This is a genomic window from Mycobacterium sp. GA-2829, assembly GCF_001499965.1.
GTDB lineage: Bacteria > Actinomycetota > Actinomycetes > Mycobacteriales > Mycobacteriaceae > Mycobacterium.
Window position 1 is genome coordinate 67,670 of record NZ_LQIT01000023.1, and the last position, 15,085, is coordinate 82,754.

Consider the following 15,085-nt stretch of genomic DNA (forward strand, 5'->3'; position numbering starts at 1 on the left):
TAGGGACCTTCGGCCCCTTCGTCCGGTGCCCGTTGGTTGAGGTTGCCGCTGAACGCCGATGGTCCCTTCGGGCAGACGACCAGCGGCCCTGCCCGACAAGATCAGCCGTGAGAACAGCTCCCGTGCACGACGACATCGGGCGGCCTGCGCGTGGTCACTGCCGAACACCTCACCGGTGTCCGGTTTCCCGCGGGCTCCATGGGACCGAAGGTGTACGCCGCCTGCGCCTTCGCGCGCCGCCTCGGCACGGTGGCCGTCATCGGCGCCCACACCGATATCGCCGTCATCGCCGCAGGCACGGCAGGCGCCGCGTCCGCCTGCACACCTCGCCGGACCGCACCCGCCCGGCAGGACCTGCGGCGGACCAACCGGTGCCAAAAGACCCTTCGCGGCACGGCTGGCGGTTCGTAGGCTCGGAAACGATCGGGCCGCAACGTGACTCAGTTCGAGGAGACAGACCATGACCGGTACGCACTGGTTGGTCACCGAGCCCAGCGACGGCTTCGCGGCCCCCTACACCACCCGCCTGGCCGCGGCGGGACGGTATCTGCCCCCGGGCCGGTTGACCACCGAGGAATTGATGGCCTCAACGCGGCACCGCACCCGCATCGACCTGCAACGGCTCACCGGGATCCGGGAACGGCGGGTATCCGATGGGCGCGATGATTCGCACAGTATGGCGATCGCCGCGGCCAGCGACTGCTTGAGCCACGCAGACGCCGACGCGTCCGCCCTCGATGTGGTGATCAATTGCAGCATCACCCGATTCGACGGCCTGACCCAACGCATGGAACCGACGATGGCCGGCGCGGTGGCGCGCGCGATCGGGGCGACGTCGGCGATGACCTTCGACCTGTCCAACGCCTGCGCGGGCATGCTCACCGGCGTCGCGGTGCTCAACAACTGGATCCGCCAGGGCAGCGTGACCCGCGGCCTGGTGGTCAGCGGGGAATACATCTCCGGACTGGAACGCAACGCCGCCAAGCACATTCGCGGGATCCTCAGCCCCGAACTGGCGTCGCTCACCCTCGGCGATGCCGGCGCGGCGCTGCTCCTGGAACGCGCGCCGGCCGGTGACGGCAACATCATCTTCACCGGGTTCACCACCATCGCCCGCTACAGCCGGCTGTGTCTGGCCTATCCGAAAGGCCACGACCCCGGGGCGCGGATGTTCACCAAGTCCCGCGCCATCCAACAGGCCGCGATGGCAGACACCCCGATGCTGCTCGGCGAGGTGCTCGACGCCGTCAGGATCTCGCTCGACGAGGTCGATCACGTGATCACCCACCAGACCTCGGCGCGGGCCATCCGCAAGGGCATGGCCGCGGTGACCCGACAATTCGGCGCGGCCCCCCGCCACGATGCGGTGATCACCGTCGACCGTTACGGCAACACCGCATCCACCACCCACACGGTCGCGCTGGTCGAGGAACTCGCCGCCGGCCACATCGAACCCGGTGACACCGTCGCGTTGATCGCCCTGGCCTCCGGCTTGGAGATCGGTGTGGTGCTGCTGCGCATCGACGAAAGCCTGGTGAACCACTATGGGCACCGTCATTGACCGCGCCGCCGTGGTGCACGGCGGTTGGCGGCACCGGCACAGCGCGTTGCAGTTGGCCGTGGAAGCCGGACGCGACTGTCTCGCCGCCGCCGATCAGCGCACCGACGACGTCTCATTGCTCATCAACGCCGGGATCTACCGCGACCGCAACCTCGGCGAACCGGCATTGGCGGCGCTGATCCAAGACGAACTGGGAGTGCACCCCGAAGATCCGCATCCGCGCGACCACGGCGCCTTCTCCTTCGACGTCGCCAACGGGACGTGCGGTGTGCTGACCGCGCTGCAGATCGCCGACGCATGGCTGCGGTCGGGGTCGATCACCGAAAGCCTCATCGTCGCCAGCGACGCCGACCCAGGGCGTGGGCGCAGCCGCGCCTTCCCGTACGCGCCGGTGGGCGGTGCGCTGCTCTGCCGGTGGAGCGCAATGGATCCGGGCTTGCGTCAACCACAGTGGGTCACAGTGGCGGACACTGCCGATATCGTGCATTCCGAGGTCGGTTTCACCGGTATGCGCAACGTGCTGCGCTTTGGGCAGGCGCGAGACGTCGATGACACCTTCGCCGACGCCGCGGCGCAGGCGGTTCGCAAGTGTCTGGCCGTCGCAGACGTGGCGCTCGAGGACGTCGGGTGGCTCATCGCCGCGCCGGCGCGTCCAGGATTCCGCGCGGCCCTGGCCGACCGCCTGGGAATTGATGCGCAACGAATCCGCACCGCTCCGGATGACCACACGCACACCGCGGCACTGATAGCGGCCTACCGCAACGCTGACACCCGCTTCGAGCCGGCACGCCCGATGCTGCTGGTCGCTGCGGGCGCAGGTGTCACCGCAGGCGCGGCACTGTACGGGTGATGGCGAGTCCCCTACGCGTCCGCGTCCCGGCGGCGGGACGCGGATTTCAGTTCGCCGCTTCGGCCGTGGCGCTGCGCGCAGGCGCCGCCGCGGCCAGGCGTTCGGTGGCCGTCTCGATGCCGCGGGCCAGTTCGTCGACGTCGGGTACGGCGTCGAAATCGGAGGCGATCCCGAACACCAGACGATCGTCATAGCTGAGGATTGCCACGGCCGTTCGCATTCCGAGCGCCATCGGCGGGATCGGCAGCATCCGAACTACGTCGTGGCCTGCGATCCGCAGACGCCGTCGAGGTCCGGGGACGTTCGTGGCCAGTGTGACGATCCCTCGTTGCGGCAGTCCGGTGACGGTCCGCACCACCCGGGCGCTGACCGCGAACGGAACGAACCTGATCGCCGACAGCACGGTGGAGGCGGCGCGGCGCTGGTTGCCGGCTTTGACCCGGTTGAGGCGGCGATGCACCACACGTAACTGCTCGACCGGGTCCGGTTTGTCCACCGGCAGGTACGGAATCATCACCGAGACACGATTATCGGTTCGGTCGAGGGCGTTGCGGGTGCGCGTCGACACGGGAACGAGCGTCCGCAGGGAGGTGCGCTGGGGTTCGCGGCCGCGGCGCAGGAACGCGGCGCGGAAGCTGTCGGTGATCGCGGCCAGCGCGACATCATTGAGCGTCACGTCGAAGGTGTCACAGATTTCGGCCACCGTGTCGAGCGAAACTTCGGCCGCGCTGAAACGCCGCATCGCGGAGACCTCCCCGAGGAAGGGTGACTCCTGCCCCGTGCGGATCAGCCCGTCGAGGATCTCGAGCGTGCCTTCCACGGTGACGGCGGCCGCCTTCGCCACACCCGTCGCGGTCCGGTAGGCGCCACCGACCCACCGGAGTGGGTTCAGACTTATTGAGGAATGTGTATCTGCCTGTAGCACAGTGTGTTTCGCCGCATGTACTTCACTGAGATAGGTGTCGTGGCCGCCGTCGTCGCTGAGCCCGGTGAGTAACCGCATGGTCGCGATGCCGTCGGCAATGCAGTGGTGGATCTTCATCAGGATCGCCCACCGGTCGTCGGCGAGCCCTTCGAGGATCCAGCACTGCCACAGCGGCCGATCCCGATCCAGGCGCTGCTCCATCACCTCGGCGGCGAAGCGGAACAGTGCCGCGTCGTCACCGGGATGGGGGAGGGCGGCGTGGTGGATATGGTGACCGATGTCCAGATGCGGGTCGTCCCGCCATTCCGGGGCCTCGAGATCGAGGGGCTGGAAATGCACCACCTGGCGGAACCGCGGAACCTGTAGCAGCCGCGCGCTCATCGCGTCGACGATGGCCACGTAGTCCGGCATCGGACCGTCCAGGACCGCCAGGCCGCCGACCGCGAGGCTGATGTGCCGGTCCGCGTCCTCGGCCTGCAGGAATCCGGCATCCAGGGCAGTCAAACGTTCCACCGCATCACTGTCTCGCCGAGAAGCGGTGCGCGGAAGGGTCATTGGTCCCCGACCTGGGGGCCGGCTGCCCACGGCCCAGCACCCTGACCGCAGTCCGCTGCCGGGAGGCCCTCGTCAGCGAACTGGCGCCGGAGCGGGGCAGCACCGGTTCCTGGAAACGCGTCCCCTACGCGAACCGCCGCTCATAAACTCGGATTTCCCACCGAAGGAGGATCAAATGATCCCGAAGGCAAGGCTTTCCTTGATCGTCACGATCATCGCCGTTGCGCTCACCGTGGGCGCTTGTGGTGGGTCCACCACCTCGGAAACCGCCGAACCACCCAATCCAGCAACCACTTCCGCGCTTCCCGGCGACGCGGGTGGGAAGGTGTCCGCCAACACCTCCTCGGTGGAGGACATCGCCGCAGCCCTTGAGTCCGCCGGGGTGAGCAACGCCGAGCGCTGGGCACACGAGGTCGTCGAGTACCGCCCATATCCGCCCGACGATCCCAATATGCAGAAGTTGCGGGACAACTTGGAGAAGTACAACCCTGGTGAGGAGACCGTGAACAAGATCGTCTCGGCGCTGACGCCGTGACGACGCCGTGGGTACGACGATCCCTACTGGCGGTGACGGCGGCGGGGATCGTCGCGACCGCCTTCGAGTTGGCCTCGGAACGCCATTGGAACGGCTTCGAACAACTCATCCCCTGGGCGGCGGCGGCCGTGCTCACCGTCGCCGTCGGCCTGGCGTGTACTCGCAGAAGAGCCGCGCACCTGCTGGCGCGCACGCTGGCCCTGATGGTGATGGGCGCATCGCTGTACGGTGTGCTCGACCACGCCGCGGTCAACCATCACTCCGGCCCCCTCGATCAGCGCTACGCCGACTCGTGGGACGCGATGTCGGAAACCCAGCAATGGTGGTACGCCGTCACGAAGATGGTTGGGCCCGCACCCGTTCTGGCGCCGGGCATCCTCGCGCAGACCGCCTTCCTGCTCATCCTGGCCAGCGCGCTGCGTGCAAACGACGCTCGGGAATTTGGCGCCGTCACCGCTGGCCGGTGACGAACGCGCCGCGGGCCGTGGCCATCGACGCGTCGGCGACACTTCCGCCCCCGCGCGCCCCGGAGTCACGCGGAATCAGCCACAGGCAGTGCGTGAGAACCACTGCGCTGGAACCAATCCGGCCCCACGTCAGCGGGAATTGCTCGACGGCGACGAGGTGATGTCCGCCGGACCTGGCATGGGCAGACGCCGCTCAGCGGTCCCTCGGACAGTCAGGACTGCCGGGCCACGATGACCGGCACGTGGGCGGCCTGGGCGACCGCGGAACTCACCGATCCCAGGAGCATCCCGGCGAATCCGCCGCGGCCATGGCTGCCCACGACCACGAGCTGAGCGTGATCGGACTGGTCGAGTAGTTGGCGCACCGCATTGTCGCGCACCACCACACGGCGCACCGTGACGTCGGGATAGCGCTCCTGCCATCCGGCCAGCCGTTCCGACAGCAGCTCCTCTGCCTCCGGCCGGAACCGCACCCATTCTTCACTCGGGTAGGCGTAGATGATCGGATCACTCCAGGCATGCACCGCGACCAGATCGACGTGTCGCCGCGAGGCCTGCTCGAACGCGATGGCGGTGGCCAACTCGGATGCCCGCGACCCGTCGATACCGACCACCACTGGCGCATCGGCCTTCTCGGGCGTGATCTCCTCGTCGTGGATCACCGCCACCGGGCAGTGCGCGTGGTGCACCAGACCGCGCCCCACCGAACCGAGCAACCGTCGACCGATCGCACCGAGGCCGCTACTTCCGACCACCAACATCGCGGCGTCCTTGGACAGATCGACCATCGTCGACACGATGTGGCCCGACACGCTGCGGGCGCGCACCATGATCGGCCCCTCGTCCGCGGTGGCGGCTTCGGCGACTTTGACTGCCTCGTCGAGGATTTCCTGGTTGCGGGTTTCGATCGTGTGCCAGAACGCGTCCGACGGTGGCACATCGAGCCACATCCGCATCTCGGTGTCGGGGAAGACGTTGATCACGGTCAACGGGAGGTCGCGGCCGGCCGCTTCGCGCGCCGCCCACGTGACGGCTCGCTGGGCGCCCGGTGACCCGTCGACTCCGACCACGATGCCCTCTTTCGCTGGTGCTGTCATGTTGCCTCCCTCAATGGACCGTTCACTGATCCGACGGTAGGAGCCCGCGCCTGCCTCCCGATGGAGGCCTTGGTCACCTGATCGGCGTCCCGGTGAGGACCAAAGACCCGGGCTGGTGGGTCCAAGGACTCCGTCTGCCTCGCCGGCGCTGCCATAACGTCATGGCGCGGTCCACACCCGCCGACAAGGAGATCCGATGTCCCCCTTACATCCGATACACCCCGTTGTCGTGGGCGTGGACGGCTCCGACGCGGCGCTGGACGCGGTGAGATGGGCGGTCGTCGAAGCTGCCCACCGTGACGTGCCGCTGCGGCTGGTGCACGCCATCAAAGCGTCGCGAGGCGCCGACGCGCAGGATGGCGACTTCGGCCTCGAACGCGAGTACGCGCAGACGGCGCTGCGGGCCGCCGCCGCCGTCGCGCGATCGGTCGACGGTGGCCTCGAGGTCGACACCGACATCGTATGGGGCGCCCCCGAACGGGCTCTGGTGGCCGAATCCGAGAACGCGACTTTGGTGTGCGTCGGCTCGGTCGGCATCGGTGCTGTGTCTAGCGTTGTCCTGGGCTCCACCGCCGCCATGGTCGCCGCGCACGCACTGTGCTCCGTCGCCGTTATTCGCCGTGGCGCCACGCCGGATGTCGGCTGTATCGCGGTGGCCACCGATCTGACCCCCGACAGCGACCGCGTCGTCGAGGCCGCACTGGAGGAGGCCCGGTTGTTCGGTTGCCCGGTGGTGATCGTCGGCGTTCGTCGGTGGGAATCCGGGGAGATCGATTACGACGCGTTGGACCGGCACGCGGGCCTGGTGGCGCGGCGCTATCCCGAGGTGCCGGCGCACGTGGTGCGCACCAATGCCGGGATTGTGCAGTACCTGGCCGACCGGGCGGATGGCAGCGTCGGCATGGTCGTCGTCGGTGACGCGGACGCCGACGCGGTGGCCCGGATCGTCGGCGCGCACAACGCCCTATGCCACGGCGCGCGACGGCATTCCGTGCTCGTGGTGCGCTGATGGGGGAGCCGGCCGAGGTGTCGAGAGGGAAGGAGGTGCCGGCCACCGCCGAACTGCTCGACGGCAGCAGGGTGACGCTGCGGGAAGTGACCGAAGACGACCGCGCGGCGATCACCGCCCTGGCCAACGCCCTGTCCGAGGAGGAGCGGTATCTGCGGTTCTTCACCGCGCATCCCCGCTACATCGACGAATGGGTGAGTTCGTTGGTCGACACGTCGCCGGACCGGTGCACGCTGGTGGCGTATGACGCCGCCACCCTGGTCGGGGTGGCGAACTACACCGAGACCCGTCAACCGGGATGTGCGGAGGTGGCCCTCGTGGTCGCCCACGGTCAGCACCATCGTGGCGTGGGGACGGTGCTGCTTCGTACGTTGGGCCGCATCGCTCAGGCCCACGGTCAGCGGTCCTTCATCGCCGACGTGCTCGCCGACAACCGCGAAATGCACCGGGTCCTCAGCGATTCCGGCTGGCCGTGCAACTATGAGCGCGATGGGCCGGTCGTAACGGTCGAGGTGGATCTGGGGCAAGCGCGGTGAGGCCTCAGGACGCCGGCGGCGCCGCCGATTCGGCCTGACCGTTGGTCGACACGTCGGCGGTCTTGGCGCCGAGCATCGCCGGCAGATCGATGCCGGAGGCCTTCAACGCCTCCACGATCTTCGCCACCGCCAGCGGGCTGACGCCCAGCAGTCCACCGACCGCGTCCTGGGTGTCGCCGGCACCGCCGATGATCGACAGCCGCTCGATCTCCGCGAGCGGTGTTGCCGCCGCCTCGGTTGCCTTGACCACCGACTCCAGCACATCGGGCAGCGTCTGCAGTCGCGCCGCCTCGGGGGAGTAGCTGTTCAGCGCGGCCGCGATCTCCTTCTTTCCCGCCGCCTCGGCGACCAGTCGCGCCTTGATGCCGTCGGCCTCGGCCTGCCGCTCGACGCGCAACGCGTCCGCCGCGGCCTTGCGGGCGTCGGCCTCGGCCTGCCCGGCGAGGATCGTGGCCTGCCGCTGGCCTTCGGCGCGGGCGATGTCGGCCTGCCGTTGCGCTTCAGCCGGTGCGATGACGTCGGCCTGCAGCGCGGCCTGGGACTGTTCGGCGCGGCGCTGCTCGACCTCGATGCGGGCCTGCACCCGTGCGGCCTCGGCCTGTTCGATCGCGATGCCGACGTCCTTCTGGGCGCGGGCATTGGCCAGCGGCCCCGCCTGATCGGCCTGGGCGTTTTCGGCCTCGGTCTGCGCACGCAGCCGGGCCAGTTCGACGTCGCGCTTCTGGTTGGCGGTGGCGATCGCGGTATCGGCCTCGGCCTGCGCGATCGACCCCTCCTGCCGCGCCCTGGCCGACTGGATCTGCGAATCGCGTTCGGCTTCGGCGGTGCCGACGGCGGCGTCGCGTTTGACCTCGGCGATGCGGCGCTGGCCGAGGGATTCGAGATAGCCGTTGCGGTCGGAGATGCCCGCGATCTTGAGGACGTCGACCTCCATACCGATCCGCGCGAGGTCGCCGCCTGCCTCGTCGACCACGCTGCGGGCCAGGGTGTCGCGATTGGAGTTGAGATCCTCGACGGTCATGGTCGCGGTGATCCCGCGCAGGCTGCCCGCGAGGATCTCGTTGATCTGGCGCTGCAGTTCGTTGAGGTCGGAGGTGAGGAAGCGCTGCACCGCGGTCTGCACGGCCTCGTCGGCCGACCCGATCCGGACCAGGCCGACGGCCTCGACGTTGACCGGGACACCGTTGTTGGACAGCGCGTTCTGCAGGTTGATGCTGACGTTGAACGGTTCCAAGCTCATGATGTCGACCCGCTCGATGCCGGGCATCCGGAACCGCGCCCCGCCGCGGACCACCTTGGGCTGACCGCGACCGGTGAACACCGCGACCTCGTTGGGCGGCACCTTGATGTAGTTCTTCACGTAGATCAGCGGAACCGCGACCAGCAGTAGTACGGCGACGACGGCGATCACGATGATGAGCGTGGTGGACACGGGTCTGGCCTTTCCGGGTTCAGGTCTGCGGAACTGCGACGACGTGGACGTAGTCGGCGTCGACGTCGGCGATGTAGACGGGCGTGGCCTTGGGCAGCGCCGCTACCTCGGCGGTGACGGCCCGCGAGCGCACGCGGTTGCCGTCGGCGTCGACGAACGAGACCTCACCCCAGCCGTCGACGGGCACATCGAGGGTTACGGTGCCCAGCAGTCCGATGTAGGAGGACCGGCCGCGGTGCGAATTGGCCTGCTGACGCCGCAGGTAGGGCAGGAGCAGTCCGCTGAGCGCGGCGATCAGGACCAGGCCGGTGACCACCGCGATCACTCCGGTCGCCGCGGCGCTCAGACCGGACCAGCCCGCCACCAACCCGCCCGCGCCCGCCCCGAGCAGCGCCGCGGACACCGCGGTCAGGCTGAGGAACGGCAGCCCGTCGGCATCGAAGTCGCCGAACAGCAGCGCCACCAGCACGGCGACGCCTCCGACGATGAATGCCGCCAGGTAGACAGTGGTCACAACAATCCCTTCAGGGGCGCCGGCGCGCGGGAGTATCGTCGTAATCATTCTGACGGCTGTGGCGCCACGCCGATGTGGCAATCGAGACGATTTTGGGCAGCCCAGCGAAGCGGGTAGTATTGACCAACGGTGCGGTGCCCGCGCCGGCTCTTGCGTGCCTCTGGTTTCCGGAATATCCGACTACCGGCTCACGTTTCGTGGTCGGAGCGCAACTGTGCCAGTGCAGTGCGTCGTCGACTTCGGCGGCGGGCGCCGAACAACCAGAAGACAACGGAGGATCTCCGAAAAGTTATGGCAAAGAAAGACGGTGCCATAGAGGTAGAGGGCCGCGTGGTCGAACCCCTGCCCAATGCGATGTTCCGCATTGAGTTGGAGAACGGACACAAGGTTCTCGCCCACATCAGCGGCAAGATGCGGCAGCACTACATCCGCATCCTGCCCGAGGACCGTGTCGTGGTGGAGCTGTCTCCCTACGACCTGTCCCGGGGCCGCATCGTGTATCGGTACAAGTAAAAAATCAGACCAGAACGAACAAGAAGGATCTGCACGCCGTGAAGGTGAACCCGAGCGTCAAGCCCATCTGCGACAAGTGCAGGGTGATCCGTCGGCATGGGCGGGTCATGGTCATCTGCTCCGACCCGCGCCACAAGCAGCGGCAGGGCTGATCCCGGCCCGGCTCCAGCCGGCCACATCCTGAACACAACTGAATGCTGACCTCCCAGTACCACCGAACAGATTGGCTGTTCGTACACGCCCGGACGGAGGCCGGGCCCCGCCACCACGGCGGGAGCGGACTGGGAACAGACCTCCGCCAAGAAGAAGGAATGGCACACCCATGGCACGACTAGTGGGCGTTGACCTCCCGCGCGACAAGCGCATGGAGATCGCACTTACCTACATCTACGGCGTCGGCCGTACCCGCTCCCAGGAGATCCTGGAGGCGACCGGCATCGACCGGGATCTGCGCACCAAGGACTTGACCGACGATCAGGTCACCCAGCTGCGCGACTACATCGAAGCGAACCTGAAGGTGGAGGGCGACCTGCGCCGCGAGGTGCAGGCGGACATCCGCCGCAAGATCGAGATCGGCTGCTACCAGGGTCTCCGGCACCGCCGTGGCCTGCCGGTGCGCGGCCAGCGGACCAAGACCAACGCGCGCACCCGCAAGGGCCCGAAGCGCACCATCGCCGGCAAGAAGAAGGCCAGGTAAGTAGATGCCACCGAAGAAAGCAGCCGCTTCCTCCGCGAAGAAGGGGCAGAAGACCCGCCGCAGGGAGAAGAAGAACGTCCCGCACGGCGCCGCGCACATCAAGAGCACGTTCAACAACACGATCGTCTCGATCACCGATCCCCAGGGCAACGTCATCGCCTGGGCGTCGTCGGGGCACGTCGGCTTCAAGGGGTCGCGTAAGTCGACGCCGTTCGCCGCGCAGCTCGCCGCCGAGAACGCCGCTCGCAAGGCCCAGGAGCACGGGGTCAAGAAGGTCGACGTCTTCGTGAAGGGGCCCGGCTCGGGCCGTGAGACCGCCATCCGTTCGTTGCAGGCCGCCGGCCTCGAGGTCGGCGCGATCGCCGACGTCACGCCGCAGCCGCACAACGGCTGCCGTCCGCCGAAGCGGCGCCGGGTCTAGGGAGGATTTAGGAAATGGCTCGTTATACCGGACCCGCGACCCGCAAGTCGCGCCGCCTCGGCGTCGACCTCGTCGGTGGCGATCAGTCGTTCGAGAAGCGCCCCTACCCGCCCGGCCAGCACGGTCGCGCGCGGATCAAGGAGAGCGAATACCGCACCCAGCTGCAGGAGAAGCAGAAGGCCCGCTTCACCTACGGCGTGCTGGAGAAGCAGTTCCGTCGCTACTACGACGAGGCCAACCGGCAGCCCGGCAAGACCGGTGACAACCTGCTGCGCATCCTCGAGAGCCGGCTGGACAACGTCGTGTACCGCGCCGGCCTGGCGCGCACCCGCCGGATGGCCCGCCAGCTCGTCAGCCACGGCCACTTCACCGTCAACGGCGTCAAGGTCGACATCCCCAGCTACCGGGTGTCGCAGTACGACATCATCGACGTCAAGGAGAAGTCGCTGAACACCGATCCGTTCGTGATCGCGCGGGAGACCGCGGGTGACCGGCCGATCCCGTCGTGGCTGCAGGTCGTCGGCGAACGCCAGCGCATCCTCGTCCACCAGTTGCCGGAGCGCGCGCAGATCGACGTGCCGCTGACCGAGCAGCTGATCGTCGAGCTCTACTCGAAGTAACACCCCCGGCCGTCCCGATGGCGGCAGGGTCACGCGGCATCAAATAGCGGGTGTCGTGAAGAAGGAGAAAACACATGCTGATCTCTCAGCGCCCCACACTGTCCGAAGAGACGGTCGCCGACAACCGGTCGCGGTTCGTCATCGAGCCGTTGGAGCCCGGTTTCGGGTACACGCTGGGCAACTCGCTCCGGCGCACGCTGCTGTCGTCGATTCCCGGCGCGGCGGTCACCAGCATTCGGATCGACGGTGTGCTGCACGAGTTCACCACCGTGCCCGGGGTGAAGGAAGACGTCACCGACATCATCCTGAACCTCAAGAGCCTGGTCGTCTCCTCGGAAGAGGACGAGCCGGTCACCATGTACCTGCGCAAGCAGGGTCCGGGTGAGGTCACCGCGGGGGACATCGTGCCGCCGGCCGGTGTGACCGTGCACAACCCGGAGATGCACATCGCGACGCTGAACGACAAGGGCAAGCTCGAGGTCGAGCTGGTCGTCGAGCGGGGCCGCGGTTACGTGCCTGCCGTGCAGAACAAGGCGTCCGGCGCCGAGATCGGCCGTATCCCGGTCGACTCGATCTACAGCCCGGTGCTCAAGGTGACCTACAAGGTGGAGGCCACCCGTGTCGAGCAGCGCACCGACTTCGACAAGCTGATCCTCGACGTCGAGACCAAGAACTCCATCAGCCCGCGTGACGCGCTCGCCTCGGCGGGTAAGACGCTGGTCGAATTGTTCGGTCTGGCACGGGAACTCAACGTCGAGGCCGAGGGCATCGAGATCGGACCCTCGCCGGCCGAGGCCGACCACATCGCCAGCTTCGCGCTGCCGATCGACGACCTGGACCTCACCGTGCGTTCGTACAACTGCCTCAAGCGCGAGGGTGTGCACACCGTGGGCGAGCTCGTGGCCCGCACGGAGTCCGATCTGCTGGATATCCGTAACTTCGGTCAGAAGTCCATCGACGAGGTGAAGATCAAGCTGCATCAGCTGGGTCTGTCGCTCAAGGACAGCCCGGCCACGTTCGATCCGTCGGAGGTCGCCGGTTACGACGCGGCCACCGGCACCTGGAACAGTGACGCGAGCTACGACCTGGACACCGACCAGGACTTCGCCGAAACCGAACAGCTGTAACCAAGCAATTCCGTCCCGGCCCTACCTGATACGGGGGTCGGCCCCATAAGGAGATAGTCGCAATGCCCAAGCCCACCAAGGGCCCTCGCCTCGGCGGGTCGTCCTCGCACCAGAAGGCGCTGCTGGCCAACCTGGCCACGTCGCTGTTCGAGCACGGCCGGATCAAGACGACCGAGCCCAAGGCACGGGCGCTGCGTCCGTACGCGGAGAAGCTGATCACCCACGCCAAGAAGGGCGATCTGCACAACCGGCGTGAGGTGCTCAAGAAGATCCGGGACAAGGATGTCGTGCACACCCTGTTCGCCGAGATCGGCCCGTTCTTCGCCGACCGTGAGGGTGGCTACACCCGCATCATCAAGGTCGAGCCGCGCAAGGGTGACAACGCCCCGATGGCGGTCATCGAGCTGGTGCGGGAGAAGACGGTGACGTCCGAGGCCAACCGCGCACGCCGTGCCGCCGGTTCGCAGAAGGTCGCCGCTGCCGCCGCGCCGCAGGCCGCCGTGGAGCCCGAGGCCGCCGAAGGCCCCGAGGCTACCGACGACGCGGTCGTGGCCGACGCGGAGGACACCACGGCTTCGGAGGCCTCGCGGTCGACCGAGACCGACGACCCCACAGCCGAGGGTTCGGACGCTGACAAGTCCTAGTGACATGCCGAACAAGCCCGCCATCGATTCCGATGGCGGGTTTGTTCGTCTTCGGCTCGATGTCAGCTACGACGGCACCGATTTCGCCGGCTGGGCGCCGCAGACCGGACAGCGCACCGTCGCCGGAGTGATCGACGAGGCGCTCACGACGGTCTTCCGCACCCCGTTGACCGTCCGCGCGGCCGGGCGCACCGATACCGGTGTGCACGCCACCGGACAGGTCGCCCACGTCGACGTCCCGGACGCGGCTCTGCACCACGCCTATCCGCGCACCCCGCGCCCCGACGACCCCGAATTCCAGCCCCTGGTGCGCAGACTCGGCCGTTTCCTGCCCGTTGACGTGCGGGTCCGCGACATCACCCGTGCGCCTGCGGGTTTCGACGCACGCTTCTCGGCGCTGCGGCGCCACTACACCTATCGGCTCGGCACCGCGTCGTACGGGGTGCAGCCGCAGCTGGCGCGGTTCGTCACACCGTGGCCCCGCCCGCTCGACGTCGACGCGATGAACGCGGCCAGCGCGCAGTTGGTCGGCCTGCGGGACTTCGCGGCCTTCTGCCGTCACCGCGAGCGCGCCACCACGATCCGCGATCTGCAACGGTTCGAGTGGACGCGCGAGGACGATCTGGTGACGGCGTACGTCACCGCCGACGCGTTCTGCTGGTCGATGGTGCGGTCATTGGTCGGTGCGCTGCTCGCGGTGGGGGAGCACCGCCGCGAACCCGGCTGGTGCGCCGGGCTGTTGAGCGCGACCCGGCGGTCCAGCGAGTTCGCCGCCGCCCCCGCACAGGGCCTCACGCTCGTCGGCGTGGACTACCCGCCGGACGACGAACTCGCGGCGCGCACGTTGGTGACGCGGGATCTGCGCGTTCTGGACTAGATCCGGCCTGCGATGAAGTCGGCGGCCTGGTTGACCATGCCCGCGTTGATGTAGGCGCGCGCCGCGTGGTCGGGCCAGTTGTCCCGCCACGTGTTCGGATCGGCCGGGCTGCAGATCGGGTCGGCGCCGTGGCACAGCTCGATGGTGCGTTCGCGGTAGAGGGGGCTGAAGTTCGTGATCGGCCCGACCCACGCGGCGCCGTTGCCGAACAGCGCGATCGCCGCGATGTGCGTGTCCATCCCCGGTGGCAGCGGCTTCTCGAAGCCGAACGCCGCGATCGGCGCGGCCAGCACGATGTCGGTGACCGCGGCGCCGAGCGAATAGCCGCCGAGCACCAGCCGGGTGTCGGGGCAGCGGCCCGCCATGTCCTGGATGCGCGAGCTCATGTCGTTGGCGCCGACGTCGACCTCGGTGTCGGCGGGGTACTGCACCGAGTACAGGCTGACGGTCTTGTCGGTCTTACTGCGCAGGGCGCTGATCAGAGCGTTGCCGATGATTCCGGCGCCGGGGGACTCGGTGCGGCCGCGCGCGAAGATCAGTTCGACCGGCGGGCACGATTGGGCGGAGGCGACGGCTGCGGTGCTCGGCAGCGCCGCGGGCGCGAGAAGGGAACCAGCGGCGACGATCACCGAAGCCAGGATCGTCAGACACCGCCGAAACCGTTGAGGCGACGCAGATTGATCATGCATTTCGCCGATGGTAATC

Annotated in this window: 20 protein-coding genes; 15 read left to right on the plus strand and 5 right to left on the minus strand. The window is 68.1% G+C overall.

Annotation, left to right across the window (positions count from 1 at the left end; translation table 11 throughout):
* The first annotated feature begins 150 nt into the window (after window positions 1–150).
* From AU194_RS15205 to AU194_RS15215, 3 genes are read left to right on the plus strand one after another with little or no spacing between them, the layout of a single operon-like run.
* A complete protein-coding gene (locus tag AU194_RS15205) occupies window positions 151–411 on the plus strand; it encodes a hypothetical protein (protein WP_059090087.1) in 261 nt (86 codons plus the stop codon).
* 49 nt (window positions 412–460) lie between these two features.
* A complete protein-coding gene (locus AU194_RS15210) occupies window positions 461–1,561 on the plus strand; it encodes a 3-oxoacyl-ACP synthase III family protein (RefSeq protein WP_059090088.1) in 1,101 nt (366 codons plus the stop codon).
* Window positions 1,545–2,411, plus strand: a complete 867-nt coding sequence (locus tag AU194_RS15215) for a 3-oxoacyl-[acyl-carrier-protein] synthase III C-terminal domain-containing protein (RefSeq protein ID WP_059090089.1) — start codon at window positions 1,545–1,547, stop codon at window positions 2,409–2,411. The genes AU194_RS15210 and AU194_RS15215 overlap by 17 nt, the downstream gene beginning before the upstream one ends.
* 46 nt (window positions 2,412–2,457) lie before the next feature.
* Here the strand turns inward: AU194_RS15215 and AU194_RS15220 are convergent, their stop codons facing one another.
* Window positions 2,458–3,849, minus strand: coding sequence for a wax ester/triacylglycerol synthase family O-acyltransferase (locus tag AU194_RS15220; RefSeq protein ID WP_059090090.1), 1,392 nt, complete (start codon window positions 3,847–3,849; stop codon window positions 2,458–2,460).
* A 217-nt stretch (window positions 3,850–4,066) separates the two neighbouring features.
* Between AU194_RS15220 and AU194_RS15225 the strand changes: the two genes are divergently transcribed.
* Both AU194_RS15225 and AU194_RS15230 read left to right on the plus strand, forming a co-directional pair.
* Entirely contained in the window at window positions 4,067–4,426 is a 360-nt protein-coding gene (locus AU194_RS15225; RefSeq protein ID WP_059090091.1) for a hypothetical protein, read from the plus strand.
* Window positions 4,423–4,893, plus strand: coding sequence for a hypothetical protein (locus tag AU194_RS15230; protein ID WP_059090092.1), 471 nt, complete (start codon window positions 4,423–4,425; stop codon window positions 4,891–4,893). The genes AU194_RS15225 and AU194_RS15230 overlap by 4 nt, the downstream gene beginning before the upstream one ends.
* 212 nt (window positions 4,894–5,105) lie before the next feature.
* Here the strand turns inward: AU194_RS15230 and AU194_RS15235 are convergent, their stop codons facing one another.
* On the minus strand, window positions 5,106–5,990 hold the full coding sequence (locus AU194_RS15235; RefSeq protein WP_059090093.1) for a universal stress protein: 885 nt from the start codon (window positions 5,988–5,990) through the stop codon (window positions 5,106–5,108).
* A gap of 229 nt (window positions 5,991–6,219) precedes the next feature.
* Here AU194_RS15235 and AU194_RS15240 point away from each other — a divergent pair, with 229 nt between their 5' ends.
* Window positions 6,220–6,999, plus strand: a complete 780-nt coding sequence (locus AU194_RS15240) for a universal stress protein (protein WP_197417630.1) — start codon at window positions 6,220–6,222, stop codon at window positions 6,997–6,999.
* On the plus strand, window positions 6,999–7,535 hold the full coding sequence (locus AU194_RS15245) for a GNAT family N-acetyltransferase (RefSeq protein WP_059090094.1): 537 nt from the start codon (window positions 6,999–7,001) through the stop codon (window positions 7,533–7,535). Before AU194_RS15240 ends, AU194_RS15245 begins: the two co-directional genes overlap by 1 nt.
* Window positions 7,536–7,539: 4 nt before the next feature.
* Here the strand turns inward: AU194_RS15245 and AU194_RS15250 are convergent, their stop codons facing one another.
* Together AU194_RS15250 and AU194_RS15255 are read right to left on the minus strand one after the other, a co-directional pair.
* Window positions 7,540–8,967 carry a flotillin family protein gene (locus tag AU194_RS15250; protein WP_059090095.1) on the minus strand — a complete coding sequence of 476 codons (1,428 nt, stop codon included), beginning with the start codon at window positions 8,965–8,967 and terminating at the stop codon, window positions 7,540–7,542.
* A gap of 19 nt (window positions 8,968–8,986) precedes the next feature.
* The gene (locus tag AU194_RS15255; RefSeq protein WP_059090096.1) at window positions 8,987–9,481 is read right to left on the minus strand and encodes a hypothetical protein; all 495 of its coding nucleotides are present in this window, start codon (window positions 9,479–9,481) and stop codon (window positions 8,987–8,989) included.
* A 291-nt stretch (window positions 9,482–9,772) separates the two neighbouring features.
* Here AU194_RS15255 and infA point away from each other — a divergent pair, with 291 nt between their 5' ends.
* The 8 genes from infA to truA all read left to right on the plus strand — a co-directional run bounded on the left by infA (window position 9,773) and on the right by truA (window position 14,380).
* Window positions 9,773–9,994, plus strand: a complete 222-nt coding sequence (gene infA, locus AU194_RS15260; protein ID WP_003418601.1) for a translation initiation factor IF-1 — start codon at window positions 9,773–9,775, stop codon at window positions 9,992–9,994.
* A 38-nt stretch (window positions 9,995–10,032) separates the two neighbouring features.
* Window positions 10,033–10,146, plus strand: a complete 114-nt coding sequence (gene rpmJ, locus AU194_RS31210; RefSeq protein ID WP_003879483.1) for a 50S ribosomal protein L36 — start codon at window positions 10,033–10,035, stop codon at window positions 10,144–10,146.
* Window positions 10,147–10,316: 170 nt separating this feature from the next.
* Window positions 10,317–10,691 carry a 30S ribosomal protein S13 gene (gene rpsM, locus AU194_RS15265; RefSeq protein ID WP_011558522.1) on the plus strand — a complete coding sequence of 125 codons (375 nt, stop codon included), beginning with the start codon at window positions 10,317–10,319 and terminating at the stop codon, window positions 10,689–10,691.
* A gap of 4 nt (window positions 10,692–10,695) precedes the next feature.
* Window positions 10,696–11,112: a 30S ribosomal protein S11 gene (rpsK, locus tag AU194_RS15270; RefSeq protein WP_011558523.1), complete on the plus strand. Its 417-nt coding sequence runs from the start codon at window positions 10,696–10,698 to the stop codon at window positions 11,110–11,112.
* Between the two features lie 14 nt (window positions 11,113–11,126).
* Complete coding sequence (rpsD, locus tag AU194_RS15275) at window positions 11,127–11,732, plus strand: 30S ribosomal protein S4 (protein WP_059090097.1); 606 nt, start codon at window positions 11,127–11,129, stop codon at window positions 11,730–11,732.
* Between the two features lie 74 nt (window positions 11,733–11,806).
* Window positions 11,807–12,859 carry a DNA-directed RNA polymerase subunit alpha gene (locus AU194_RS15280; protein ID WP_059090098.1) on the plus strand — a complete coding sequence of 351 codons (1,053 nt, stop codon included), beginning with the start codon at window positions 11,807–11,809 and terminating at the stop codon, window positions 12,857–12,859.
* A gap of 62 nt (window positions 12,860–12,921) precedes the next feature.
* Window positions 12,922–13,503, plus strand: a complete 582-nt coding sequence (rplQ, locus tag AU194_RS15285) for a 50S ribosomal protein L17 (protein WP_059090099.1) — start codon at window positions 12,922–12,924, stop codon at window positions 13,501–13,503.
* A gap of 4 nt (window positions 13,504–13,507) precedes the next feature.
* Entirely contained in the window at window positions 13,508–14,380 is an 873-nt protein-coding gene (gene truA, locus AU194_RS15290; RefSeq protein WP_059090100.1) for a tRNA pseudouridine(38-40) synthase TruA, read from the plus strand.
* On the opposite strand, the gene AU194_RS15295 is transcribed toward truA, so the two are convergent.
* Window positions 14,377–15,069: a cutinase family protein gene (locus AU194_RS15295; RefSeq protein ID WP_231743386.1), complete on the minus strand. Its 693-nt coding sequence runs from the start codon at window positions 15,067–15,069 to the stop codon at window positions 14,377–14,379. The genes truA and AU194_RS15295 overlap by 4 nt on opposite strands.
* Window positions 15,070–15,085: the final 16 nt, after the last annotated feature.